The 25456-nt window shown below is 43.0% G+C and carries 25 protein-coding genes; 2 read left to right on the top strand and 23 right to left on the bottom strand.

What is annotated here, in order from left to right:
• Positions 1-246: 246 nt before the first annotated feature.
• Positions 247-1245, bottom strand: coding sequence for an acetyltransferase (locus tag NX845_RS02495; protein WP_065681891.1), 999 nt, complete (start codon positions 1243-1245; stop codon positions 247-249).
• A gap of 239 nt (positions 1246-1484) precedes the next feature.
• Here NX845_RS02495 and NX845_RS02490 point away from each other — a divergent pair, with 239 nt between their 5' ends.
• Positions 1485-1724, top strand: a complete 240-nt coding sequence (locus NX845_RS02490) for a PAS factor family protein (RefSeq protein ID WP_004733935.1) — start codon at positions 1485-1487, stop codon at positions 1722-1724.
• 162 nt (positions 1725-1886) lie between these two features.
• Here NX845_RS02490 and NX845_RS02485 read toward each other — a convergent pair whose 3' ends face one another.
• From NX845_RS02485 to NX845_RS02445, 9 genes are all read right to left on the bottom strand, one after another.
• Positions 1887-3536 (bottom strand): glycosyltransferase family 39 protein, encoded by a 1650-nt coding sequence (locus NX845_RS02485; protein WP_065681892.1) that lies wholly within the window; start codon positions 3534-3536, stop codon positions 1887-1889.
• On the bottom strand, positions 3529-4248 hold the full coding sequence (locus NX845_RS02480) for a class I SAM-dependent methyltransferase (protein ID WP_083994909.1): 720 nt from the start codon (positions 4246-4248) through the stop codon (positions 3529-3531). Before NX845_RS02480 ends, NX845_RS02485 begins: the two co-directional genes overlap by 8 nt.
• Before the next feature lie 24 nt (positions 4249-4272).
• Positions 4273-4644 carry a GtrA family protein gene (locus tag NX845_RS02475; RefSeq protein ID WP_017080688.1) on the bottom strand — a complete coding sequence of 124 codons (372 nt, stop codon included), beginning with the start codon at positions 4642-4644 and terminating at the stop codon, positions 4273-4275.
• Positions 4631-5581 (bottom strand): glycosyltransferase family 2 protein, encoded by a 951-nt coding sequence (locus NX845_RS02470; protein WP_065681894.1) that lies wholly within the window; start codon positions 5579-5581, stop codon positions 4631-4633. The genes NX845_RS02475 and NX845_RS02470 overlap by 14 nt, the downstream gene beginning before the upstream one ends.
• Entirely contained in the window at positions 5574-6707 is a 1134-nt protein-coding gene (locus NX845_RS02465) for a glycosyltransferase family 4 protein (protein ID WP_254657890.1), read from the bottom strand. The genes NX845_RS02470 and NX845_RS02465 overlap by 8 nt, the downstream gene beginning before the upstream one ends.
• A gap of 240 nt (positions 6708-6947) precedes the next feature.
• Positions 6948-8672, bottom strand: a complete 1725-nt coding sequence (locus NX845_RS02460) for a methyl-accepting chemotaxis protein (protein WP_260256544.1) — start codon at positions 8670-8672, stop codon at positions 6948-6950.
• 622 nt (positions 8673-9294) lie between these two features.
• Positions 9295-9711: a MarR family winged helix-turn-helix transcriptional regulator gene (locus NX845_RS02455; RefSeq protein WP_004733937.1), complete on the bottom strand. Its 417-nt coding sequence runs from the start codon at positions 9709-9711 to the stop codon at positions 9295-9297.
• Positions 9689-10696 (bottom strand): CDF family Co(II)/Ni(II) efflux transporter DmeF, encoded by a 1008-nt coding sequence (dmeF, locus tag NX845_RS02450; RefSeq protein ID WP_017087819.1) that lies wholly within the window; start codon positions 10694-10696, stop codon positions 9689-9691. Before dmeF ends, NX845_RS02455 begins: the two co-directional genes overlap by 23 nt.
• 281 nt (positions 10697-10977) lie before the next feature.
• Entirely contained in the window at positions 10978-11889 is a 912-nt protein-coding gene (locus NX845_RS02445) for a LysR family transcriptional regulator (protein WP_260256493.1), read from the bottom strand.
• 214 nt (positions 11890-12103) lie between these two features.
• Between NX845_RS02445 and NX845_RS02440 the strand changes: the two genes are divergently transcribed.
• Positions 12104-13363: an adenylosuccinate synthase gene (locus NX845_RS02440; RefSeq protein WP_260256492.1), complete on the top strand. Its 1260-nt coding sequence runs from the start codon at positions 12104-12106 to the stop codon at positions 13361-13363.
• Positions 13364-13448: 85 nt separating this feature from the next.
• Here the strand turns inward: NX845_RS02440 and NX845_RS02435 are convergent, their stop codons facing one another.
• The 13 genes from NX845_RS02435 to cpaB form a co-directional block, all read right to left on the bottom strand.
• Complete coding sequence (locus NX845_RS02435; protein WP_260256491.1) at positions 13449-14390, bottom strand: sensor domain-containing diguanylate cyclase; 942 nt, start codon at positions 14388-14390, stop codon at positions 13449-13451.
• 158 nt (positions 14391-14548) lie between these two features.
• Positions 14549-15187, bottom strand: coding sequence for an OmpA family protein (locus tag NX845_RS02430; RefSeq protein WP_260256490.1), 639 nt, complete (start codon positions 15185-15187; stop codon positions 14549-14551).
• Between the two features lie 8 nt (positions 15188-15195).
• Positions 15196-16752: a TadE/TadG family type IV pilus assembly protein gene (locus NX845_RS02425; protein ID WP_260256543.1), complete on the bottom strand. Its 1557-nt coding sequence runs from the start codon at positions 16750-16752 to the stop codon at positions 15196-15198.
• Between the two features lie 10 nt (positions 16753-16762).
• Complete coding sequence (gene tadF / locus NX845_RS02420; RefSeq protein WP_108117470.1) at positions 16763-17320, bottom strand: tight adherence pilus pseudopilin TadF; 558 nt, start codon at positions 17318-17320, stop codon at positions 16763-16765.
• Positions 17310-17792, bottom strand: a complete 483-nt coding sequence (locus NX845_RS02415) for a TadE/TadG family type IV pilus assembly protein (protein ID WP_260256542.1) — start codon at positions 17790-17792, stop codon at positions 17310-17312. The genes tadF and NX845_RS02415 overlap by 11 nt, the downstream gene beginning before the upstream one ends.
• Entirely contained in the window at positions 17779-18516 is a 738-nt protein-coding gene (locus NX845_RS02410; protein WP_260256489.1) for a lipopolysaccharide assembly protein LapB, read from the bottom strand. The genes NX845_RS02415 and NX845_RS02410 overlap by 14 nt, the downstream gene beginning before the upstream one ends.
• 11 nt (positions 18517-18527) lie before the next feature.
• A complete protein-coding gene (locus tag NX845_RS02405; protein WP_004733948.1) occupies positions 18528-19370 on the bottom strand; it encodes a type II secretion system F family protein in 843 nt (280 codons plus the stop codon).
• Positions 19367-20269 (bottom strand): type II secretion system F family protein, encoded by a 903-nt coding sequence (locus NX845_RS02400; protein ID WP_260256488.1) that lies wholly within the window; start codon positions 20267-20269, stop codon positions 19367-19369. Before NX845_RS02400 ends, NX845_RS02405 begins: the two co-directional genes overlap by 4 nt.
• Position 20270: 1 nt before the next feature.
• Positions 20271-21542, bottom strand: coding sequence for a CpaF family protein (locus NX845_RS02395; RefSeq protein ID WP_260256487.1), 1272 nt, complete (start codon positions 21540-21542; stop codon positions 20271-20273).
• Complete coding sequence (locus NX845_RS02390) at positions 21539-22780, bottom strand: chromosome partitioning protein ParA (protein WP_260256486.1); 1242 nt, start codon at positions 22778-22780, stop codon at positions 21539-21541. The genes NX845_RS02395 and NX845_RS02390 overlap by 4 nt, the downstream gene beginning before the upstream one ends.
• Positions 22780-23259, bottom strand: coding sequence for a hypothetical protein (locus NX845_RS02385; protein WP_260256485.1), 480 nt, complete (start codon positions 23257-23259; stop codon positions 22780-22782). The genes NX845_RS02390 and NX845_RS02385 overlap by 1 nt, the downstream gene beginning before the upstream one ends.
• Positions 23256-24626: a type II and III secretion system protein family protein gene (locus NX845_RS02380; protein ID WP_102557991.1), complete on the bottom strand. Its 1371-nt coding sequence runs from the start codon at positions 24624-24626 to the stop codon at positions 23256-23258. Before NX845_RS02380 ends, NX845_RS02385 begins: the two co-directional genes overlap by 4 nt.
• Positions 24626-25450, bottom strand: coding sequence for a Flp pilus assembly protein CpaB (cpaB, locus tag NX845_RS02375; protein WP_061024856.1), 825 nt, complete (start codon positions 25448-25450; stop codon positions 24626-24628). The genes NX845_RS02380 and cpaB overlap by 1 nt, the downstream gene beginning before the upstream one ends.
• Positions 25451-25456 lie beyond the last annotated feature (6 nt).

The following is a 25456-nucleotide window of genomic DNA, read 5'->3' as shown; positions in this document are numbered from 1 at the left end:
TTAATTCACATAGATAATTAACCGAAAATATAAAAAATCACCAATAGGAAAAAACGAACTTTAAATCGACAAAAATCGATCCAAACACACCGTAATTACTGACCTCAGACCAGATACCATTGCGAGTGACATCACTAAAATAGCTTGGATATAGTCGTCATACATGTGCTAGAGATACACATGTATAACGGAATATAGGAGTGAAAGTTTGTGGAATTTTGGATGTATACCTCAGGAGTTTTTCAGTTAACCCTCAGCACCAGATGAATAATATGCATCCAATAATGAAATAAAATTCACCTTATCAAGTTCATTAAGCTGGTTAATACCAGCCGCTGCTTTTCTTCCTCCACCCGTTTCAAAGCTTGAGCAAATTTCGTCTGCGCCCGTTCTGTTTGATAATGGCGCCCGTAAGCTCACCGTGTAAGAGTCGCCATTTTGGTTTTTCGTTAATACTGCTTGCGCTCGGTTTGGATCTTGATTGACGATTTCATTACCAAATACGCCACTGATGCGCCTCGCCCAAGTCTCACCTGGCAGTTCAAACACACGTGCGACTTCACTTTCATAAACAGGAGCAAGGTTTGATAACTGCTGGCGATCATTTTGATAAGCAGCTCGTAGTCGATAAAACACAGAGTTTTTATCATCTAAAAGGTCAATTGGGTTCGGGTATTGATAAAGGGTTTGGTAGAGCTCAATTGGCGTGAAATGCAAATCGCTTAGTGACGAACCGTAACCATTGTAGTTAACCAAGGTACCTAGCTCTTCTAAAAACTCTGTTTGAGATTGATTGAATCCATTTTCATCCGCTAGCCGCGCGGCCACTGTTTTTAGGTTATCACCAAAAGCAGCTGCGATTGCCCAAGCCACATGCGCACCATTCAGCTTCTGGTTAATCAGCAAGCTCGTGCAGCTCTCTGGCGCGGTATCAATCAGAGTATCTAAATGATCAGAAGTTGGTACATCTCCTGTTCGGTGGTGATCGCAATAAAATACATTGATGTTGGCGTCTAGCAGTGAGTGCAATGCAGATAGGTTTTTCTCCATCGACACATCTAAAACGGTAACGGAAGAAATGTCACCTTGCTTACCCGGCTCCATCATTTGAGTAACAACTTGAGAGACCAACTTAATATCACGCTTTACACCTGTAATGAGCACGCTCTCTCTTGGCTCACTGAATCGCAGCTGTAACAACGCGATTATGCCATCTGCGTCTCCGTTGAATACGTCGTAGTGCATGTTGTTCCTCTTCCTATAGATTTAACCGTTTGCCAGAAACGCGCCAATACGTTCGTTTATTCGATAGTCTGTCATTATTTTAGTGATATTTCACAGATACTTAAGTCTATTTTGGAATGCCTTATTCTCATTAGATTCAAAAGATAAATACATTAATAATATTGTATGACTTATATCACAGTAAAAGAACCTGAAAAGATTATAAAATAAGCGCCTCCCACTTAATGATAAAGAGACGAATGAACACTACCACCACTCTTGTTTATGACACTTTGAAAAGCCTTGCTGCTCACGCTCCTGAGCAACATGCCGAGATTCGCCAGCGTTTATATGAGCAGTTGAGCCTGCCATTTAACAAGCAGCTCTCGTTATACGCTAATGTGCTTGGTCCTATCAGTTCAGGTAAGTTAGCGGGATGCGACAATATTGATAAAGCGGTTGAACTGGCACTGGATGTGCTGGAAGGCCGAAATAAGTAATTCCCCTTAAAATACGTAATATAACGGCCCAGATCGGGCCGTTTTTTCTCTACTTTTCTAACCTCTTTTTCTGTTCCCAATTTAAAGTTCTATGAACTTACTTTGTTCACTATTTTTCAGAATACAAAAAGGGCAGATTAACTGCGCTCAGCCATAACAAGACTAAGGACTATATAGATATGGTCTACCTGAACTATTACTTTGCTTCAACTCTTCCAAAGTACCTTTGGGGTAATACCACTGTACTGTGCAATATCCATGATTTGTCGCAAGTGAATATTGGCCAGCTTGTAGCAAAAATTTTTCCCCTGATGCGTACAGTTTTTTATTGAGAAAACATGTTTGGCCTTCTGAGCTTATCATCTGATATAACCCTGTTCGAAGTATGCTCCCATCACTACTCAAGTCATTAGAAAACCCCAATGTAAGTACATATGGGGCAATCTCAACATAGTGTTCATAGATAGACCTACGATCTGCTTCTAATAGCCAACTTGGTACTCGGTAGCTTTCTATGATGAGGAGAGGCTTTACTGACAAAATTTCTTGCCACACATTGTATCTACCTTCCCAATAGTTTCGGATATTGATCGCTGAAGTTCGCCAATGGTAAGTTGACGGTCGAAACAATCCAATCCCTTCATACGCAAAAACAGCATCTTGGCTTTGAGTATTATTCTGAATAAATTGGTTTAGAGCTAATTGATGTTGGTTATCTCGATAATAATGAACCACACCTCCCTTAACGATCATAATCGATATTATAATTGTTAATAACCGTATTTTAACTGCCCTATGTAGTTTTCTATCTGAGGCAAACCAGTTAATTGAAAATGCAAGGAACACAGCCAGTAGCGGATAGAGTGTCACAAGGTTATATGCGTGATAATGAGGGTTTGCCAAAATTGATAACGACAACAACGAAAATAAAGAAAATAGACAGGATTTTTGTTTATATTTCAAGCTTTCACGTTGGTTAAATGCGATGAAGAACCCCGATATCACTAGCACCCAAAATGCCACATCTTGTAAAAAATAAAGCCCTATAGTTCTCAAGCGTAATGACACGCTTTCGGAACTATGACTAACTGAATAGAACAATAAGTTTTTGGTCGTATCCAAAAATAAGCTGAATGTTGCATTTCCTACAAGAAAGTAAAAGGTAAACATGCAAAGAGAGCTTCCAAGAAGGAAAGCCAACAGATCTATCGTTATTTTTTTTGAAAAATTCGGTTTCCTAAAACCATGTAGTGCATAGATACCGATAACAACTCCAATCAGCAACGCCTTAAATTTAAAAAGCAATGCACAAGCAAACAAAAAACCAACCAAGAGCATTTTTAGTGGCGCTTTAAACTGACTAATGTATAGAATAACGATGACCTGTAACCATAGAACAAGTATCAGTAAGTCAGGCCGAAGGTCTAATCCTCTCATTAACATGGCTGTTGTTGTAAAAACAAGAAGTAAAGTGATAACCGCTATGCGGTTAGTAAAGAATAATCGAACAAGTAAATAAAGCTGAGTCGCCACAACACATAGTAGAACTATAAATATAGAGCGATAAGCGTAGACTATTTCTATACGTTCACCAATTAAGCCATACATCGGTGCTAACATATCAAATAGTAATGTATAGCTATCAACGTTAAAGTCGACGTAGGCTTCTTTTCCATCATGTAACAACCACATAGTATACAGCGCCATATAATCATCATTAATCAACACTGAGTTTAATGCGATGAGCACATAAGTTAATAGATAAAGGAAAATACTGAGTTTTATTAACCTTTGTATACATATTTCAGTCATTTTTTTTCAACAACCAAACAGTCTTAGTCTTCAGGGTATTCGGCCAAATTGACTCGAGCCATTGAAGAGAGTCCATCAAAATTTCTGGGGAAAAATTATAAACGAAGCTAGGGAGAATAAAGAGGGATTGTGACTTGATCACCGTAAAATCGTGGCAATGGGCGAGCTTTAAAATACTATTACGATTATTAATAAATACGTCTCCTCCTAGCTTTTTCGAATAAAAAGGAAGCCATTTTCGTGGTGACCAATTAAGCGTATCAAAAACAAGATAACCTTTGGGTTCTATTAATCTCGAAAACTCTTTAAAGAGCCGTTGTTGATCATCACAATGAAATAAAAAACGGCTAGATAAAATGGTATTAAAACACTGATCTTCATAAGTTGTGGTGTAAATATCTTGTTTGGATATATCTATTGAATCGAGGGGCCGGTTGGAATGGCACAGTGACAACATCTCGTCAGAGTAATCTCCGCCATAGATTTTCTCAAAACTTAATGCCTTAAGCATTGGAAACATTCGCCCGGTCCCACAAGGGACATCCAAGATGTTTCCGGATTGCTTCGTACTTTCAAGGAATTTAGCGAACGTCCGCTCTTCTAATTCGTGAACAAACTGCCCCCCTACGTTTGAGAACCTAAGCTTTTCATACTGTTCAACAGTATTAGGATCACTGTAGAATTTTTGCTTTTTCTGTTTATTAGTTTGAATAATTCCTCCCTCCTCTCTGGTTCATCAAGACGAGCGTTTAAGTCCAAAAACTACGAACTTCATAAGTAAGTAAACGAACGGAAAACGAACGATGACTACAAATATTTGAGCAATCAGCACAGGAATATCTAACTTACTTTTCAATACATAAAGTAGTAATAGACCAAATGTGAGTGATGCTAATGTTACAGAAAAGAACTTTGTAAAGTCCCAAATATTTCTTTGGACATAAAACGTATATCTAGAGTTTACGGTATAGCTAAATAAGGTTCCGACTATAAAAGACAGTCCGCTTGCAGTTAAATAATGTACGTTTAATCGAATAAGCACGACAAAAATAAGATAACTAAGCACTGTATTCATGACTCCAATAGAGCCGAATTTAAGTATTGTCATCTTTATGCTTTACATTCTTGGTATATCGAACAACGTAATCCGGTCTTTCCTGACCTTGTTCGAATATTCGGCCAACATATGAGCCAATGAGTGCAACGAAAAAGAGCAAGATTCCGGAAAAGAACACCTGAAAAAAGATAATAGATGTCCAACCATCAATTGTCGTTTCGAAAAGAAATTTACTTATTAACGCCTTACTTAAGTAGACTAGACCTAATGACCACATCAACGTCGAAACTACAAACATCAATTGGATAGGAAAACGAGAAAAGTTAAGCACGGCATCTGACGCTAGAGCTATCATTTTGGCTAACGAGTATTTACTTTTACCAGAGTGCCTAGCCTCTCTCTCATACTGCACAATTGTTTGATTAAACCCGACAATTGCGAATATGCCTCTCAAATACTTATGCTTTTCTCGATACTTAGATACGGCTTGCCTTACAGGTTTGGTGAAGGCCCGAAAATCTCCACAATCATCAATCAAACTCACAGAGGACGTAATGGATAGAAAGCGATAAAACAATTTAGCACTAATCTTTTTAAACGCAGTTTCTTCAGCTCGAGACAAACGCTGAGCATGGACAATTTCAAAGCCCTCTTCGACCTTTTGAATGAATAACTTAACAAGCTCGGGAGGATCTTGTAAGTCAATATCAATTGTTATGTTGATGTCACCTTTAGCAGCTTCGATCCCCGCGAATAAAGCAGTTTGTTGTCCAACATTCGCAGCTAAGTGAATAATAACTAGCCTAATATCTCTAGTCGCAAGATTATCCAATAACACAGCACTGCCGTCTTCACTTGCATCATTTACTACGATAAACTCGAATTCATATTCGTTGTAAGTGTCAGCTATTTCGCACAATCTTTTGTAGTAATCTTCAATGACAGATTCCTCGTTGAAGCAGGGGGCAATAAAGCTAATCTTATCCATGACTTCTCCCGTCTAGTCTCAATGCACGAGCATATCCCGTGATAAAGTGCTCTAGCGTATGGTTTTGTTTGAATTGGGATGTCTGATAGCGGGATAGATGGGATAATTGGTTTTCTTCAACAACACTTTCTATAGTTTTTGCACAACTATCTAAATCGTGAAGATCTAATTTGACCGCGTTGTAATCAAACCGAATAACTTCTCCGAGTTGCTCAAATTCGGGCACTGCAATAGGAAGGCCGCAAGATATAGCTTCGACAATCAGGTTTGGAGTTAAACTTGTTCCGACACAAGTTCTCAATGGAAGAACAAACAAATCTGCACTTGTCATTTCTTCTACAATATCTATCTTCATTTTAAATCTTACGTATTGCTCAAGCTTATGTTCGAACACCATTCGTTTTATACGATCGCTATCTCCAAAGTCGCTCAAGCAGAGTGTTAGTCGAAAGTCGACATAATTTCGTTCTCTGAGCTTTTTTACTATATCAATTAATACATCTACACCTTTTGATGGTTTTGCATGACCTATGTACAACAACTCCAATTTTTCATTATGTGGTTGTGTTGCGCCTTTAGATAAACGTTCGGAAAAAACGCCGATAGGAATGTAAGTTACTGGGAAGTTTGAACATCTGATCAGTTGATTTTTCTGATACTCATTATGTACACATACTTGATGGAAAAATCGTAATAGTTGTGCATAAATAGGCGCAGACATGAATGAATTAAAGACAAGTAAGTGTGCATAATCGGTCCAATTCCTGATGAAAAACTTATAATTATCCTTAAACTCTTGATAACTCAAGTAAGACTGCCAAATTGAAATCGTAGTATTCTTCCTATAATTCGAATCCAAAAACAAAAACACAAGTAATAACTCAATGGGCGTTGCGATATGAATATTTACATTCATGCGTTGCCTCTCTGCAAGAAGTTGGTTTAAAAGCTTGCAAAGGGAAATAAGATTATTAGCCCCTTCGAACAGAGATTCATAGCGACTCGTTTGACGAAAAGTAAATTGTTCAATAGGGAGTTGCGTAATAAAACCGGTTGGCGTAATAGTAATAATATCATTACCATTCGCGCACAAAGATTCAGAAAGGTTTACGAAATTCTTACTCATCGCTTCCTTTTGATCCCCTTTGAACCTCGCAATCGCTAAGACAACCAACCCGACCTCCATTCATATCAGTCATTGTTACTACTTAAAAATATAGACCTAACATTCTGATTAAGAAAACGTCGCCAGTTAAAATAGTGATAATGTTCATTCTAAAATAGTTCACCATAAGAAAATTATTAATCTAGAGACAAAAAAAAGGCGCAGATGATCCACGCCTTTGGTTTAGTTTACTCTAAATGTTTAAGAGGTCTTGAACTGCGCCACCGCTTTATCCATTTCATGGGCTTGCTCTGCGACTTTATCCACTTCAACTAAGCAATGTTGCGCCGAAGCGTTGTTATCACTTGAAATGGTGTTTAACTCGGTGATTGAGTCGCTCACTTGTGCCATAACAGCACCCTGCTCTTCAATCGCTGATGCAATACGCTCAGAGTTGCCCTGGATGCTGTCCATGTCGCTTAAGATAAGCTGCAGGCTAGCGTCTAGCTCTTCCGAATCTTTCAAAGTCAGTTGGCCTTGCTGATTACATTCGCCAATCTCGGTCATCGAAGCGTTCATTTGACTCTGAATCGCCGTCACAACGCTGGTGATTTCAGTGGTCGATTGGTGCGTTCTGCTTGCAAGAGCACGAACTTCATCTGCAACCACGGCAAAGCCTCGGCCTTGTTCACCGGCACGTGCTGCCTCAATGGCTGCGTTCAGTGCCAGTAAGTTGGTTTGTTCTGCAATGCCTTGGATGATGTTTACTGCATCGCCGATTTGATCAACATGATGGTTCAATGAGCTGATCGAATCTTGGCTGCTAGAAAGGCGTTCAGACAACTGAGTAATGTTGCTTATCGTATCAACCACCACTTCACGGCCTTTATCGGCATTCACTTTTGCTTGATGAACACCTTCAGCCGCAACTGATGTGCTTTCTGAGATTTCACCTATTGTGAGTACCATCTCTTGCACTGACGTTGTCATTGTAGAGGTGTGGTTTGCTTGAACTTCAAACTGTTTGATGACTGACTCTAGCTCGTCATGCATGTTCGACGTGCTTTGTGTCAGTTGCAGTGACTTAGATTGAGATGCCGCGATTAAGCCTTCCAACTGATCAAGCAATTGGTTGAAGTATTGGCCTAAAGTGCTGAGTTCGTCTTTGCCATCAAGGTGCGAACGAATAGACACGTCGTTAGAATCAACGATGTTGCGAATCACCGAGAGTAATGACTCAATCTTGCCGATAATAGAACGGACGATTAACCAACTGAACAGAATGATCGACACGAGTAGCGTGACGCAAAGGATGTTGTTGATCAACGATAGTTTGTCCATCTCTTGTTGGGTTTCTTGGTCTAATACCGCTGAGAACTCTTTAAATTGAGTTTCGATAGCATGAGAACCCGAACGAGCTTGCCCAAGCAGACCTTCGTTGTGCTTCAAGCCAATCACTCGCTTCTGTTCAACCACTTGACGTGCAGCATCTATCAAAGCAGTTGAGCTTCCAACATTAGACGTAATAGAAAGAACACTCGGATCGAACTCACCCTTTTCAATTAAGTCATTGAACAGGTAAAGCTCGATTTTTTGTTCAGCACTGGCTGTCGCGCTGATGTTATCGAGCAAAACATGAAACTCGCCTAGCATGCCTTTGTCGCGTGCTAGCCCATAGACTTCGCTCGCTTTAACTAGGTTAACAAAGCTGGTGTGGTAAGTTTCGATGTCTTCACGTAGGTGTGTGCTGTTGGCTAAGCCTAAATCACTGAGCACTGTATCTAGCTCAGATTCAGACGCTAAGAATTTGTTGTAGTTTACGTCGAACTTGGCGAGGTACTTCATATCACTACGTAATAGGAAATCTTTCTCGTTACGGCGAAGATTGAGTAGTCGCACTTCAAGTTCTTTGGTGATTTGTTTGGCTTCGCTCATTTGAGCGGTGGTGTCTGCAAATTGCGATGTGGTAAACAACAATGAAATCATGCCGAAGATGGAGAACATCCCCAACGAATAGAGCTTTTTCTTTATATTCATATACGTGGCTCGTCTTTACTAAATTAACTATGAGTATCTAATTGATCGCATCGAAGCATGGAATACAACTCGTGCGACCTGGTTATTGTTATGGTTATGGTTTTTGTATCAGTAATGAGCACTAAATCTAGCGACTGTTCAGCCCACCAGCAGTGACATTCTCAATGGTATTCAAACAGAGAATGAATCTTTTCACTAAAGATAAAAGCATCAATAACACAAATTGAATACATGTACATTAGTTGAATGATAAAAGTGAGAGACAGCTATTTGACGGAGCATAAACAGCCTGAACACCACGGCATACAAGACATTGAATTAAAAGACTTTGACGCACATTTGGACGCATTATTTATGATGACATTTTTTTGGCTCTCCAGAAGAGCACGAGCGAAGCGCAATATTGGAGGTTTTGACTTGGTTTTTAAACAGTGAATCCGTCTATTGATGATTGTACAGTAGAGCGTAAACGGAGAAAAAAATGGACCTACTCAATTCGAGTCAGGTCCATCTTTTGATTTTCTAGTCAATCGCTTTGCAGCTAAAGAGTTAGGTGCGAATTCAAGGCTGACTAAAACGCTTTTACCATCTTGGTTAGGCACTTCAATAACACCGCTTTCTCATCTTCTTCGATGTCTTGTGTTAGTCCACTAACCAAATTCAAGTGAAGCTGGTTGTGGTGAACGTGTATCTTCTGCCCTTCATCCGTCAAAGCAACCACAATCGCACGACGATCTGTTGGGTGTTCATGGCGCTCAATCAATTCAGCTTTAACCAACTTTTCGATTTGAACGGTAAGCGTACCCGTGGTGATACCAAGCTTTTCAGCGAGCTCTTTCATTCTTAACGCGCCATGCATACCAAGCACTTCAATGGTGTGAACTTGAGCAAGGGAATAACCTGTCTCTTTGACAACAGACTGCTCCCACGAAGACATTTTATCGTAGAACTCAGTCAGTATTTGGTTAAGCTGTTCTATATTTCGCATGGTCGTTTGAATGCACTTCAAGAGTAAGATGATTAATCTTATCAAACTTGGCGAGCATTTGTTTATATTCAGAGACGGTTTTATCACTGTTTGATTCAAGAGTAATCGCTGCTGAATAGTGATGCCCACTCACCTTCCACATGTGTAAGTCGGTTACGGCTGCGTAAGGAGCTAAAGCTTCAGTGATTCCGTTACGGTACTCATCATCAATATTCTGATCGAGCAAGATTGGACTTGTCTGCTTCATTAGGTTCATTGTCCATTTGGCAATCACGACAGCACCCACCATGCCCATTGCTGCATCTAACCAGTTCCAACCGTAAAACTTACCAAATAGCAGCGCAACAATCGCAAGCAGAGATGTCAAAGTATCCGCCAACACATGCATGTAGGCTGCGCGTAGGTTGTGATCATGATGGTGTCCGTGATGCTCAACATGTTTATGACCATGGTCGCTGTCGTGATCATGACTATGTGAATGACCGTGCGAATGGCCATGGTTCTTACTATGATCATGGCCATGCTCGTGTCCGTGATCATGATGGTGATCGCCGAGTAAAAACATACTCACTACATTCACGGTTAAACCAATACAAGCAACGATGATCGCTTCATTAAACTGAATCGCTTGTGGGTTAAATAAACGATGCACTGATTCCACCAGCATTAATAATGCCACAATACCCAATGCAATCGCGCTGGTGTAGCCCCCTAGCACACTAACTTTGCCAGTACCGAAAGAGAAACGTTCGCTCTCGGCATGCTTCTTCGCATAACGGTATGCAAATAAGGTGATACCAAACGCTGCAGCGTGCGTCCCCATGTGCCAACCATCGGCAAGTAACGCCATAGAGCCGTAAATAGTACCCGCAACGATCTCGACAACCATGGTGATGATAGTTAACAAGAGAACGTAGAAAGTACGCTTTTCACCTTGGCTGTTATGTGAAGAAAAGTTGTGTTGGTGACGTGTTGGAAAACTCAAAATGGCGTCCTTAGCTCGTGTGTTCAATGTTAGGAGTCGTTACTGATTAATTTTGGTCAAAAAAGTGTTTTGACTCACAAGTAGTTTGACTATCAAACCAATAAATGAAATTTAGTTTGATTATCAAACATTGTCAACGATGAATTTTAAGGCTCTGATTTGGGAAAGTAATAATTTATAGGGAGATCTAATTAGCTCGACAGCCTATTAGGTGGTGAAACAGCTGCGCTTTGCAGACACAAAAAAGCCCACACGAGGTGGGCTACTAAGATCAGAAGAAGTTATTTGTTTTGTAACAGGGTAATCTCATCATTCACCCACCCTAACAACTGCTTAGTCGCTTTCGACAACACTTGGTTCTGCCTAACAATATAACCAAGGCTGGTGCTCGAGAAGTTGGTCAATGGTGTCACAGTTGAATTCAGATGATGTTTGGTTGATACCGCGAACTCAGGGACAATCGCCACACCAAAGCCGGCTTCCGCCCAGTCGATTTGAGCGTCGACACTCCCTACTTCCATCACCCTATAATTAGGTAGATTAAGACTTGGCAAACCTTCATCAATGAAGTCACGCGTTCTCGTATCATGGCCTAGTAGAATTAAGGTGAGTTCAGAATCATCTTCTGAGCCTTTAACCTGATGTTTTATCTTTCTATCTGACCCTTGAGAATCAAACCCATCGCCAAGCGCACACCAAGAAAGCTCTTGTAGCTTAGTGAAATATAATGACTCGTTGTGCTGTTCTTTAGCTATAACAAACCCAAGATCCGCCTGAGCGTTCTTAACTAAACTCGATGCCTGAGATGACGTGGTATTCAGCAACGTGAGATCGATACCCGGGTACTGCGCTTTGAACTTTTGGAAAGGACGAATCAACAAGAATCGGGAAATAATGTCACTTACGGCAATAGTTAACGTCCCTATTTTTAGATCGTTAATGGCGTTGAGATCGGCCTGACAAATCTGAAGTTCGAGTAGCGTTCTTTGGCTCGTTTCTAATAGCCTTTCGCCTGCTTGAGTCAGTTGAAACGGACTTCGCTCTATCAACTTAATGCGTGTTTGTTTTTCCAGTTGTTTTAGGTGCAAACTCACATTGGGTTGTGTCATGTGCAGTGCATTGGCCGCTTTCCCAAAATGCTTATATTCCGCTAGCGTCACAAACGTCTTCAACAAATTAATATCGAGCATCATGTCCTCTCTCTCGTGTCACTTACATCATTCCCTAAAAGTAAATAATGCTCCATCGTCATTCCCCGCAGTGAGGAACGAGCGTGATAGGGAATCTCGCTTGTAGCTTAAGACTTTAAGGATATATGAAATCCTTATCAAGATAATAAAGATAATTAATTTCTCTTATCCACTTTGTAGGCCTAACATGATTTCTCAATCAGTTAGGAGAAAAATTATGCCATCTATCGTTGTTGTGGGCGCAAACTGGGGTGATGAAGGCAAAGGCCGCATCGTCGATTTTTTAGCAGACCAAGCTTCTGCTAGCATTCGTTTTCAAGGCGGAAACAATGCAGGCCATACCGTAGTAAACGACTTCGGTACATTCAAACTGCACCAACTACCTAGTGGTATTTTTAATCCTGATTGTACGGCAGTTCTTGGCCCAGGCATGGTGATCAGCCCTGCTGCGCTAACTCAAGAGATTGCAGAAGTTCAAGAGGCTGGCATCAAAGTGAAAATGGCGATCTCAGATCGTGCGACACTGTGCCTCCCCTTACACGCCCTTGAAGATACGCTTGAAGAAGAGCGTTTAGGCGATGGCGCTTACGGTTCAACACGTCAAGGTATTGCACCAGCGTACGGCGATCGTGTGATGAAGAAAGGCATTCTTGTGGGTTGGTTGAATCAACCTGAGATTTTAGAGCAACGCATTCAATTTTTACTTGATTGGAAGATGCCTCAACTGAAGGCTCTATACCCTCAATGTGATTTAACTCAGACTGCTTCTGAAATGACAGAGTGGCTACTTGAAGTGACTAAAGCTTGGCGCCCGTTCATTTGTAACGTAACTGAGCCGCTAAAAGCACTGCAATCACAAGACGCGAACCTATTGTTTGAAGCTCAATTAGGTGCAGGTCGCGACCTTGTTTACGGTGAATACCCTTGGACAACGTCTTCGAACGTAACCGCAGCTTATGCAGGCATTGGTAGCGGTTTACCCGCTCTTCGCCCTGAGCGTGTTATTGCCGTTGCTAAATCGTTCAGTTCATCTGTGGGTACTGGCACGTTAGTTACAGCAATGGAAGAGCAAGGCAGCTTCCGCGAAAGCTCTAACGAATATGGTGCAACGACGGGTCGCCCACGTGATATGGGTTACTTTGATGCTGTAGCTACTCGCAACGGCGTTGACCTACAAGCCGCGACTGAAATCGCACTGACTAAGATTGACTGCCTATCTGGTTTGTCTGAACTTAAGATCTGTACTGCTTACTCTGGTGAGCACACTGAGAACCCGATTTGGCCACAAACGGCTGAGCTAAAACCTGTATATGAAGATATGGCAGGTTGGGACGAAGATATCACGGGTTGCCGCACGTTTGAGAGCCTTCCTCAAGCGGCACAAGATTACGTTACGCGTATCGAAGAGTTGATGGGTGTACCAATTGTGATGGTATCGGTAGGTCCTGAGCGCGAGCAAATGATCATTCGAGCTTAGTTGAGAAGACTACTACATCTACATCTACATCTACATCTACATCTAAGCCCACACTAGTGGGCTTTTTTACGCCTGTCACGAACATCTAAATCTTGTTTTTCTTATTGAGGTACATGTTTTCATCGGAAGACTTTATTAGATTTATGATGTTGAAACTTCGGGAATCCGCCGTACCACAACCATATGAAAAACCGAGTGGCACCTCATCATCGCAACGAAAGCCGTCAATGAAATCATCGAATTCAGCGTGAATGTTATTGAGCAACTCAGAAGCATAACCAGCCTCTTCTGAGTGTATGACGACAATGAACTCATCACCACCGACCCTAGCCGATATGATGTTGTACTTTGCATTGTTTTTTATGCATGACGCAAAGCCAGAGATATAGTCATCACCTTTGAAGTGGCCATAGGTATCATTGATATACTTCAAATTATCCAAGTCGAAATACAAACAAACGATCTCACCATCGCTGATGTTTGCTTTATTGAATTCGTGGAAAAAGCCCCTTCGATTAAGCAGCGTCGTCATAATATCAAAGTGACTATTCTTGTATAAAATCCGGCTCTCTTCTTTTAATAGAATTTCAGAACGCAATAGAGTCGATATATTTTCAATCAAGCTAACTTGGCTCTCGGTATACGCTGTTGGGCTTAAATCAAAAACCAAGAGCACCGCAAACACTTCGCCATCGATATCTCTTACCGGGACGCCACAAAACGACTTATAAGCATCCGCCCCATTCGCAGAAACGGAATCACCACCAGCATGGCCACTCAAATAGACCGTGCGATTTTCGTTATGCACATACTCACAAAAGAGGCTAATTTTGCTCTTATGTTGGTTACACGATATGTTTGAGGAGCTCCACACACTCTCAGAACCAGAGCAACTCAAATCAGAGATCATGATGATGCCCGCATTCGATGCGTCCATTATGTCTCGTATGTTATCCAATATAGATACCCAAGTATCGACATCGATATTTTTTTGCATCCCTTCAGAAGAGAACTTATCAAAAAGCATTAATATTTCTTTAGTATCAGACGGTTAAACTTAATCGAATATTCATTAGTCTACGTTGTAACAAAAATCCCAAGAGCGACAATCTAGGGCGGTTATTACCTAGTACTAAGCAACAACCAAGCACTAAGCAGAACCAAGCAACAACCAAACCCTACATCTTAATTTTCTAATTCAGTGGCATCGTTCGTAGAGGCCCAGATTTCTGAGCGTCGATTCTTGGCTCTACCCTCTGGCGTTGCGTTAGACGCGATAGGTTTACTTTCACCAAATGAGCGTATAACAAGGCGATTCTTCTCTACACCATCCGCGATTAAACCATCCGATGTCGTCAGTGCTCTTTGAAGCCCCAATGCTTGGTTATAACCTTCTGCGCCGGTGCTGTCAGTGTGTCCATCTACCGTAATCGCGCTGCCGTTAGTCTTTAACTCGCCTGCAAGTTGGCTCAGTGCTTTGCTGCCCATCGGCGATAAGTTGTGTTGGTCAAAACCAAAATGAAGTCGTGCCAACAACCCGTGACGCTCTTGGTTACTGATCCAAGTCTTACATCCTGACTGGTTCATACCTAGATTGGATTGACCTGCTAACGCTTGTTTTAGCTCACTGCTGTCAGACGGCTGCTCTATTTGTAAAAAGCCCTGTCTGTGCTGTGCAATGCCAACGACATCATCAACCGTGACACTGTGTTGATACTCACTGAACGCAGTATCGCAATAAACACTGATGCCTTCTTCCGCATTGGCGATAAGGCTAAATTGCAATGTCGATATGACGATTGAACCGATCATTAACTTTTTCATATTTTCCTCTAGTACAACTTAGTTATTCCGCTTGTTTTTGAGCCTTTACGGATGAGTTCTTCTATCTTTTCAATCAATTCATCTAAGTTAGATACGTCGATGATGTCTTCATTTGGGTTGACAACGCAGTCTTGAAAACCACTTTGTTGAGAAGCTCGAAAATCGATACCAATAACACCTATGTATAAGCCCGGTATTTCCTCTCTTGCTTTGTCACACATGCCTCTATCGACTAACCCTTTGAGGATGCCGTTATTCGGACTCTCCTGCCCATCGCTTAAGATCAGCAGCATCTTGATTTTCTTGTTGTAGATTTGCTGCTCTTCTTGATCGGAACTGTTCGGGTCTCCGTCATGAAGAACTTGAGAACCTCTCAAAATACCTTGAAAAGCCGCAGTGCCACCGTCTGCCCACATAGAGTTAATCGGGTCCAAATCTGAGAGCTTGTTCGATAGACGAATATTCGAAAACTGCGATGAATTGGAAGAACCATGCGCGTTAAATAAATTTGTTCCACTCACACTATAAAAATCAGGCTGTAACCCCGACTTATCAGTAAACATCGTCGACACTGATGTCGATAAATCTACATAGTTGTATACGTCTGCAACCAAGTAGTTATCTTGATAAATCACATCCTTAATACGTTTGGCGTACTTTTGATTCTCCGATTTTGGATATGAGCAACGTGACTGCCGGTCAGCACATCTAATCACGTCATTTTGTGAATAGGTGCGCCAGTAATCCCAGTTAACATCGTTGTAGGAATAAGGTGATACGTTCGTTTTATAGTTATCTTTGTAGCTCAACTGGCTTGTCGCCCGAGCTTGATTTCCCGAAACGATCTCCCTCGTTCGAACGTTAAAAGGCACAAAGCCAACTCGGTTAAGCAACTTGTCTCCGGTTGTATCTTCTCCAGGCTCATCACAAACGTATTTCCACTCACCATCGACATAGTCCTGTTTAATCGATGTGCAAAGAATTTTGCTGGATATTGCGTCGATGGCTGTCTTTAGATCGTCGATTTTTATGTGTCGACTTGAACCCCACCTGTCGTTCATTGAACCGGAAAAGTCCGACACAAAAACAATATCGATGTTGTTATCACCAAGGTAAACCGGGTACTTTCTCGCTAACGAACGTCCCGCTAAGTCTTGCTGCTGATCAAACGAAGGGATAAAGCTACTCGCAAACCAAGAGTCGTGCGTCGTCTTGGCATTCACGGTGTATTGGATGTATTCAAGAACCCCAGCGCCCTCATCTTCCGCTTGGTGGAACCGGTCTGCTGATAAATTGGTTGATTTGATGTCCCGAACATAATTTTCGACATACTTGGTCGCGAGCCCACGAGCCTGATCCGGTAGGTCTTCAATGGTTACCGCTATCGCCGCAGCCTCTGCTGAATCTCTGAGTCGGCTGGTCTCTTGTACATAACGTGTACCCTCAACCGCCCAAAAAGTCATGCCCATGATTGGAACAAGCAATAAGCCCATCCAAACCGCGGCAACCCCTTGCTGTCTTTGGAGACTGAGATGCTGGCGATTGATATGGCGATCGTGCTGCATTTTCATTTCCTTATCTCCCAGGCATGATTGAAGAAGAGCCAATCTGAACCGTGGTACTGGTGCCACTGTTGAAGAAGGGCTTGAACCAAGAACTTTGCTCCTCACAAAGACTGATTCTGTACAGTGGATACACAACGCCCTTTTCTACCGGCGCTAAATCTGCATGCTCGATAATCGAATCGGTTTGGCAATTTAAGCTTCTGTACTTGCTGGTTGAGAATTCAGCGACATTAACTTTATTGGTCAATGACTCTATCTTGATCGCTACATTATCGACTGGTGTATTGAGCATTCGACTTGCCACTTTAGTCATGTCTTCTAACTCTGAATTAGTTACAGGTAGGTTTTGTCCTGCCAATACATCGGCTTCAAAATAGCGAGTACGCTCTTTGATAACATTGACTAAGGCAAAGCTGGATCGATCAAGCTTGGCGCGCGCGAGTAATTGATAGCTCAAGTCTGCTCCAAACAAATAAACGCCCCACAAGGCCACAAGAATGAAAACTAACTCAATGGTATACGAACCTTGCTGGCGCCTTTTAGAAAGCACACGTTGCTTACGGAGCATCATCTTTCCACCCCTCGTGTTCTAAGTTCAAAACCATGGTGCTTGAAATGTCCCTGTCAGCAGCGCCAGTCAGTTGAATCACTGGCGTGTAGCGGTAGGTCACCGTGATTTCGGCTAAGTCGTAGTTGAAGTTCAAGCCTTGATCAGAATGCCCCCTATTCGCGATGAAATCGTCATAGGTTTTGAAGTACTGACCTGCGATAGAGAACCGTGAGCTATCAATTAAGAAACTCCATAGATTGTCATCATCTTCGATTAACGATTTGAACTTAGTTTCGTACTGCTCGTTGACCCCTTTGCCTTCATATATTTTGGTATTCCTGATGGTTTCTCTCAGCGAATACTCGGTCATATTCACGACGTAGATTTGATAGCTCGATTCGAAGATCGCGAAGGTGGCGAAAAACAGAACAAGCGCACCCAGCACAAACTCAATCGCAGTCACGCCCTTCTGCCTATTAAGAAGCTTCATCATTAACTCCTAGTTGAGTTAATTCAGCGGCGATGCTCTGAATCTCTTCCGCTGAAAAGTCACCTTTGAGTAACTTTTTGGCTGAGTCGATTTGCTGAGTTTTCATTAGTGCGATAGCTAGGTTCGCTTTTACTATCTTATTCGCCGGGTCTTCTTTTAAAACCGGAGCTAACGTTTCGATCGCCTGTTGGTACTCGCCATTAGCCATTTGAATCATCGCAATGTTGTTCTTAACCACGACATCGTCATAACCGCGTAAACGTGCTCGATTCAGTTCTTGATACGCTTCGTTGAATCTTCCAACTTTGGTGTATGACACACCGAGTAAGACGTGAATTTGCCCCGTAGCATTCCCCGCATCTACTGACGCCATATAAGCAGCAATGGCACTTTCAACGTCATTTTTTGCATCAAACACTTGTCCTTCTAACTGGTACAAGTTGGGATTTTCAAACCCCTCTTTTTGCAAATGTTGGACATAGAAATCTGCCGATTCGATATCCCCTTTGTGAAAATATGCCCACGCCAGTTTCTCTTTTACCTCTGGGTTTTCGGAGCCCTGCTCTAGCTCGGATTTGTAATAACTAATCAAGCCATCATAGTTCTTCACTTTTTCCATGCTAGTGACGTCAGCAAGCTGCAAGTCTTGTGCTGAAGGGGCCGATTGACAGCCCGCTAACACACTCATCGACAACAAAATGAGACAAAAACGTTTTCCAATCATTCGTCGTCTCCCTATATATTCAATGTCATTTGCATGATGCTCGGCGCGAGAATCAAGATAACGATCGGGAACATGATGAAGAGGATCAATGGGACACTCATCTTCGCAGAGAGCTTACCTACCTTTTCCTCGACCGTAAGAATTTGGACTTTTCGCATGTCTTCCGCGAGGTCACTTAACACACTCGCCACGGATGTGCCGTATTGCAGGTTTTGAATGATGGTCAGTACAAAACTTCGTACTGGTGGCGTCGGGATACGCTCACTCAGATCATTGAGCGCCTTTTCTAAACCGTGTATTTTCGCAGAATCGGATGTGCGCTTAATTTGGTAACAGAGGTCTGAATCAAATTCAGCCAGCTCTTTCCCCAAATAAACCAGCGCCGCTTCAATCGTCATACCGGTTTGAACACATACCGACATCATGTCGAGCAAATACGGCAATTGAGCTGAGGTTCGACTGATCAACATCTTGCGGCGCATTTGAAGCATTGTATCTGGGACAACAATGACGCCAATCAGCGAGAAAATAACCACAAGCAGTTTGTTGGTTGACGTCATATCCCCCAACAGCACCAACCCAGAAACCAACGCCAATACCAACAACTTGGCCGGAAAATAGAATTTTGCCCAATCCGTGTTGTAATAACCCGCCTCTATCATTTTTTGCTCGAGTTCATGGCGATGTTCTTTACCGAAACGAACAAAAAAGCGATTTACGCGTGACGGCGCACGAGCCGAATTATCCCCGATATAGAGCGCAACCTTCTTATGTCGCTGCTCTTTACGAATAGAATCGATAATCAAAAAGAGTAGCGAAAAAAACAACACAATAAGGGAAGCCAATAACATCATGCGCGAACTCCTCTCACTAACAACCAAACAAGAAATAGACCGAACAGTTCACTACCAAGCACGTAAAACAATACAAGCCTTCCTTCTGGATCGTAGAGAACAAACTCCACATTATCGGGATTAACGTAGTTGAGAATAAGCATAAAAATCAGAGGAATAGCCGCAACTATTTTGGCGGAAATTCGAGCTTCCGAAGTCATCGCCATTTTCTTTTTCTCTAGCGTTCGAGAGTCCACTAGCACTCTAATCAGCCGCGCCATCACGCTCTTAAGTTGCCCACCTCGAGCAATATTCGCCCTGATAGTCACGGTAAAGAATAGAAACTCTGGGTAGGGGTAGTTTTTGCACGATCGCTGAAGCACCACTTCTGGTGACTCACCCAACTTAAGTCGGTCGCCCATTAGCTTAAATTCGCGGCCTATCGGGTTGTGCATCACATCGCCTACATAACTGATCGCTTGCATTAAGCTGTCACCCGCAGTGACCGCACTCATTAGAATATTCAGCGCATCTGGGAACGTATTCTCAAATTCGCGACGTCTTCTTGTCACTAGGAACCGATAACCGCAAAGTGTGAATACCATAGATGAGCCCAGCACTAACCACGTATTGGTGATTGATAGCAATTCAACAACGATGTACCAAGATGCGATGATGCTGCCCGTAATATAGAGCGCGATGTACAGAGAAGAACGCGGGCCTAACACCATTAACGTGGGTGATATGGACTCTTTGAACTTTTGCCAGTTTTGTTTACGAACCAAAGACTTGACGTTAATAGCATTGAAGTTTTCAGCTTCTACTTCTTCAATATTGAAAAACTGATTAACCTTTTTTACCTTTGAATCTCGGATCAAAAGCAGCACAAACGCAAAGAGGATTAACGAAAGCCAAAGCATGCTAAGCCCCCTTAAACGATGCTTTCAGCTCTTCATAGAGCCCGAAGAATTGCGCTTTTTTCACAAGCTCAGATCGTTGCATAATGCCGTCGGTGACGAATTCGCCTTTTACGGTTTCTCCATAATGGGCATCGTCATAACGAAAACGATAAATCTCTTCCATCACCACGCTGTCGCCTTCTAGGCCAACGATTTCCGAGATGCTTGTGATCTTACGAGACCCATCACGCAACCTGTTAACCTGAACAATCATTTGAACGGCACTCACGATCGTTCTTCTGATCGCATCAAGAGGCTGATTTAGGTTCGCCATCATCACCATCGACTCAACACGAGCAATCGCATCTCGCGGGGTGTTGGCGTGCAACGTAGACATCGACCCATCGTGCCCGGTATTCATAGCTTGCAGCATTTCAAACGCTTCAGAACCACGACACTCGCCAAGAATTATGCGGTCTGGACGCATACGAAGCGCGTTAATAACCAATTCACGCTGCGTTACCGCTCCGGTTTGCTCAACACTTGGGGTTCGCGTTTCGAGTCGAACCAAGTTGGGTTGTTGTAGACGCAGTTCGGCCGCATCTTCAATCGTAACGATGCGTTCATCTTCGGCAATGTATTGAGACAATGCGTTGAGCAACGTGGTTTTACCTGAGCCTGTACCGCCAGAAATCAACACATTGATGCGGCAACGAGAAGCGATCATCAGCACTCGCGCCATGTCTGGAGACATCGACCCAAAGCCAATCAAATCTTCGAAACCGATGTTCTGCTCTCTGAACTTACGAATCGAGATCGATGTGCCATCCAACGAAATGGGAGGAATTACGATGTTCACACGGCTGCCGTCTTCTAACCTGGCGTCGACCGTCGGCGAAAGTTCATCGACACGTCTTCCGACACGTGACGCAATGCGCTTAGCAATGGCCAACAACTGTTCTTCATTCACAAACGATACTTCGGACTTTTTCACCTTGCCGTGTCGTTCGAAAAAGATGTTGTTGGGCCCGTTCACCATGATGTCGGAAATAGACTGATCTTCGACCAAAGGCTGTAAAGGCCCTAAGCCAAACAGCTCGTCGATTAGGCTTTTCACTAACCCGGACTTCATCATCGAGGTGATCGGTCTTTGGTAGCTATTTGCTAGCAAATCAACCGCTGCTTGTATCTGCGATTCAAGGTCTCTGCGGCTCATTTTCTGAACCGCTTCCGCATCTAGGGCTTCAAATATCTGGCCACGAAACGCGAGGTATAAGTCTTTGTTAGAACTCATTTAGCACGCACCTTTTTCAACCAAGAGTTCATGCCCTTCTGATCCATAGGTTGACCATTAATCAGCTTCACCAACTGTTCCATAGAACGGCTAATGTGACGATCATGCTTATGCCCGCGTTTTCCATCGATAATGATGTGCGCCAACGCTTTGCAGTAGTCGACTTCGAGATCAACTTCTGCGCCTAGATACTTAATAAGATCAGGCTTTTGTAAAACGTAGGCATTTTCCGGGCGATGGTAGTTCACCACAGTAATCACACGAGTGCGCGACGATAACGAGAGCTGTAAGTTGGACACTTTTTCAAACAGTCGTTTTGCACTTCTTACTGAAGACACAGATGCGTCTAACACCAGCACAACCACATCAAAGTTTTCTACCAAGAGTTGAGGTTCAACTTTGAAATCCACACCACCAGAAAAGTCTTCGATAATGAAATTTGTGTTGCGCGCTAACAACTCGCACAAGGTCTGGTTGTAATTAAGAACATCGCTTTGGCTCATGTCGCCATCAATCGCCAACAGACGTAGATTCTTGCGAGCGTTGATTAGGTAACTCAACGCCCCTTCTTCATCCATTTCATGTAATGGCGCAGTGAACTCGTCAATGGTTCGCGGCTTAAAATCTTTTAGGCCGAGCAAAACATCAATGTTGGTATCGGCATATTGATGATCGACGAGAATCGTGTCCGAACCTTGTGTCGATAACAGTGAGCTCAACTCAGTTGTGATAAACGATGCGCCAACGCCACCTTTTGAACCGACAATCGCCACGCGCTTCGCTTTGCGTTTTTGGCTCACACCAGAGAAAGTCTTCAGGTTCTTGCTAACGTGATTCAAGAAGTCAGCAAATTCCTGCTTATTCACCGGCCAGAACACGTAGTAAAAACCCATGTCTTTAAGAGAACGAAGCGTAGAAATGGCATCCTCTTTACCAATCACAACCACCCCTTTGTGTGTGGGTAGTTTGCTGGCAAAGGCTTTAGCGTCTTCAACCACATTGGTCGAATCATTAAGTTCCAGAATAACGATATGGCTACTCTGTTGCTCTGTCAGTTTGGTCAAACCCGCTTTGGCTTTAACGCATGCAGGATCATTCCACCCTTCAAATCGAAAAACTTCTTGAACAAGGTCCAAACACTCTTGAGATTGATAGAACAAAGTACATCCGGCAACCCCTGTCGTTCCGGTTTGCACTGGCTTGGCCTTTGTTGTTAATGCTTTAGTCAGGTCAAACATTATTGCTCTCCTACCAATCGAGACTTGTAAGCCACTTGCTTCAAGCGCATCGATTCACCAAAGCAGTCTGGCTGCCTCAACCGAACGTGAATCTGTGCTGGCGCGCATTGTTGAGTCTTCAAACGCGTTAAGGTCACTTGAATCTTTAAGTCGCTCGGTAACAACGGAGCGCTTCGATACGAGACTCTTTGTGGCGCGATGACATGTGATGGATATTGATCGAAGATCTTTTGCAACATCGCTTTGCTGCGGGTTGATTTGTAATCCACGACATAAGTGGCTTCTTTGTCCGTTGATTCGATATCTTGAATCAAAGCGGTAATCTGCTTGGTGGTTTCAGCGCGGTTTTTCATCGCAAACTCAAAGCTGTGATGCTCTTTGTACACCAAGGCTTCAGCACCATGACCAACAAAATATTGCTCAGAGGCGCAGCCTAAAAGTGACGTGGTAAATAACGCCATTAATAGTAATTTCTTCATTGGATAAACCCTCCTTGCGACAACAGACGAATCGTTGCATCGGAAGACGTTACCGACTTGCCATCCCACTTAATGTTTAGCCAGCGCGCCAATGTAGAAGTCTTCTTGATGTAAGGCAGTTGAATGTCTTTCGGTTTCATCGGTTCAACAAGATTCACGGTAGCAACGATGATCAGTTCAGTTCGTTTTCTTTCTGTGGTTGCTTTGCGGAAGGCGGCACCGAGTACTGGTATGTCGCCAACAAAAGGGATTTTTTGCATTTTTTCCAAATCAGCACTGCTCATCAAGCCACCAAGGACGAAGCTGTCGCCATCGGCTAACTCTACGGTTGTCATCGCACGTCGTGAAGCCAGTTGCGGGACTTTGATGCCAGCCGTTTCTATATAACCTTCAACTTCGCTGACTTCTGGCGCTAATTGCATGCGGATTCTGTCTTGGCTAAGTACTTTCGCGGTGAGATCGAGTTTGATGCCGAACTCTTTGAAGGAAATGTTTACGTTGTTACTGGTAGTAACGATAACGGGCACTTCGCCGCCGACAAGGAAACTTGCAGACTCACCGGACAACACGGTTAAGTTAGGTTCAGCCAGAACTTCAGCAATCTGGTCGTTACCTAATGCCGTGATTAACGTACTCAGGTTTGCTGCATCGAATTGGTCGAAAACAAATTCGCCGACGCTTGAACCGACTGAACTCCAATCAACACCAACGGTTTGTCCAAACGACTCCGTTACCTGGGCCACAGATATTTTGACGTTAACCTGCTGGGTCGTTGCAACTTCAATTCGTTCGATGATCCCTTCCCACGTCATATTGCGGGCAAACACCATGCTTTCGGGCTCTTCATAATTTGAGTTGTCGGACTTAAACTCCAGCTTCACCGTTTTGTCCCATTTCTCTGTTTTTTCTCGTCCAAGCAGAGTGGCAACCAAACGATAGATGTCGTCGCGAGTCGCTTCGGAATCAACAAGACCACTCACGGCGACTTGCTCTCCTACAGACTGAACCTTGACTTTGGCATCAGGGAAATGGAATTTGAGTTGACGTCTGATATCCGTTAAATCCAAATCAACAATAATGCGATCGGAAAGCAGAACATCACCATCAATGCCATAGACGATCAGTCGCGATTGCCCAATAGCATTGGCGAACACAACTATCGTGTTGTCGTTGATTATTTTGTAGTCGACGATGTCAGGGTTATTAATAAACACTTGGCCAATCGGACTTTTTAACTGGATGTGCTGACCATCGTTGAGCGTGATGGAGCGATCAGCGGCAAAAGCGTTTGTTATAGAAAGTAAGCCAATCAGCGGCACTAGAATGGAAGCAAACAGTACTTGCTTGATTCGATGGTGAATCATCATCACAAAGCCTCTCTCGGGTTGTTCTCGTTACCACGTAACTCAGCAATCCCGGTATAGTTATCGATAATATTGCGCACCTCTGCATACTCAGGTTGCGTGTAGGTTTGGCTTCGGTAAATTTCGATGTGCATTGTTCGTTGCGCTAATGCAAGTTTTGGTAACTCGTCGGGGCTAACTTCGATGACCACCGTAGTCAGTCCATCCTCTTTACTCGGAGCGCGAGCGGTAATTGAGCTATCGCCAGTTGCATCATTTCCAATGTTGAGTACTTTGACGTTTTTAAGAAACATCGACGCCTTCACACCTCTAAAGCGCTTCGGCTTATCGATAATTCCGGCTAAGTTATCGTTTGGAGAACTCACAGTGAGGATATCGATGGACGTTCCAGGACGGATGTAATCGTTGATTAGGTTTTTGTCACTGACTTTAAGTGGGTATAACGTCATGCCTTCCGTGACCAAAAGATCTATGTACCCCGGCTGGCCGGGCGTCACTTGATATTCAGGCAGTACAACTTCACCTGCGTTAAGGCTGCGATTGAGCAAAATGGAGGGTGAAAAGCTGATTTGTGCGTCTTCTCTGACACCAAGCGTTAATGCTTCACTAAGAGGGAGTTGTTGTTTTACGACACCTTGCGCATCGATCGCACGTCCTTTTTCATAAGGTTCAGTGGTCATCCAAACGGCAACATGTTCTTCGTTTTTTTCTTCCACCACTTCAGCGGTCGTTGTCGATTGAGGTTCACCCTTGAACAAATCGACAACGCCTAGCGCGCCAACTATTAGGGCAGCAATGGCAACAAGTAATACCAGTCGAGATCTCATAATGTT

The organism is Vibrio sp. NC2, assembly GCF_025195005.1.
GTDB classification, from domain to species: Bacteria; Pseudomonadota; Gammaproteobacteria; order Enterobacterales; family Vibrionaceae; genus Vibrio; species Vibrio splendidus.
Note: the sequence above shows the minus strand (reverse complement) of the source record. Positions and strands in the feature narration are given on the sequence as shown.

Coding starts and splice junctions, on each gene's coding strand:
- NX845_RS02465 (WP_254657890.1), bottom strand. CDS start 6,707: ATGAGTAAGAATTTCGTAAACCTTTCTGAATCTTTGTGCGCGAATGGT.
- tadF (WP_108117470.1), bottom strand. CDS start 17,320: ATGCTCCGTAAGCAACGTGTGCTTTCTAAAAGGCGCCAGCAAGGTTCG.
- NX845_RS02470 (WP_065681894.1), bottom strand. CDS start 5,581: ATGGATAAGATTAGCTTTATTGCCCCCTGCTTCAACGAGGAATCTGTC.
- NX845_RS02485 (WP_065681892.1), bottom strand. CDS start 3,536: ATGACTGAAATATGTATACAAAGGTTAATAAAACTCAGTATTTTCCTT.
- NX845_RS02435 (WP_260256491.1), bottom strand. CDS start 14,390: ATGCTTTTTGATAAGTTCTCTTCTGAAGGGATGCAAAAAAATATCGAT.
- NX845_RS02455 (WP_004733937.1), bottom strand. CDS start 9,711: ATGCGAAATATAGAACAGCTTAACCAAATACTGACTGAGTTCTACGAT.
- NX845_RS02390 (WP_260256486.1), bottom strand. CDS start 22,780: ATGTTTGACCTGACTAAAGCATTAACAACAAAGGCCAAGCCAGTGCAA.
- NX845_RS02380 (WP_102557991.1), bottom strand. CDS start 24,626: ATGATGATTCACCATCGAATCAAGCAAGTACTGTTTGCTTCCATTCTA.
- NX845_RS02395 (WP_260256487.1), bottom strand. CDS start 21,542: ATGAGTTCTAACAAAGACTTATACCTCGCGTTTCGTGGCCAGATATTT.
- NX845_RS02495 (WP_065681891.1), bottom strand. CDS start 1,245: ATGCACTACGACGTATTCAACGGAGACGCAGATGGCATAATCGCGTTG.
- NX845_RS02490 (WP_004733935.1), top strand. CDS start 1,485: ATGAACACTACCACCACTCTTGTTTATGACACTTTGAAAAGCCTTGCT.
- NX845_RS02425 (WP_260256543.1), bottom strand. CDS start 16,752: ATGCAGCACGATCGCCATATCAATCGCCAGCATCTCAGTCTCCAAAGA.
- NX845_RS02445 (WP_260256493.1), bottom strand. CDS start 11,889: ATGATGCTCGATATTAATTTGTTGAAGACGTTTGTGACGCTAGCGGAA.
- NX845_RS02440 (WP_260256492.1), top strand. CDS start 12,104: ATGCCATCTATCGTTGTTGTGGGCGCAAACTGGGGTGATGAAGGCAAA.
- cpaB (WP_061024856.1), bottom strand. CDS start 25,450: ATGAGATCTCGACTGGTATTACTTGTTGCCATTGCTGCCCTAATAGTT.
- NX845_RS02400 (WP_260256488.1), bottom strand. CDS start 20,269: ATGCTTTGGCTTTCGTTAATCCTCTTTGCGTTTGTGCTGCTTTTGATC.
- NX845_RS02430 (WP_260256490.1), bottom strand. CDS start 15,187: ATGAAAAAGTTAATGATCGGTTCAATCGTCATATCGACATTGCAATTT.
- NX845_RS02405 (WP_004733948.1), bottom strand. CDS start 19,370: ATGATGTTATTGGCTTCCCTTATTGTGTTGTTTTTTTCGCTACTCTTT.
- NX845_RS02475 (WP_017080688.1), bottom strand. CDS start 4,644: ATGACAATACTTAAATTCGGCTCTATTGGAGTCATGAATACAGTGCTT.
- NX845_RS02460 (WP_260256544.1), bottom strand. CDS start 8,672: ATGATTTCATTGTTGTTTACCACATCGCAATTTGCAGACACCACCGCT.
- NX845_RS02410 (WP_260256489.1), bottom strand. CDS start 18,516: ATGATTGGAAAACGTTTTTGTCTCATTTTGTTGTCGATGAGTGTGTTA.
- NX845_RS02385 (WP_260256485.1), bottom strand. CDS start 23,259: ATGAAGAAATTACTATTAATGGCGTTATTTACCACGTCACTTTTAGGC.
- NX845_RS02415 (WP_260256542.1), bottom strand. CDS start 17,792: ATGAAGCTTCTTAATAGGCAGAAGGGCGTGACTGCGATTGAGTTTGTG.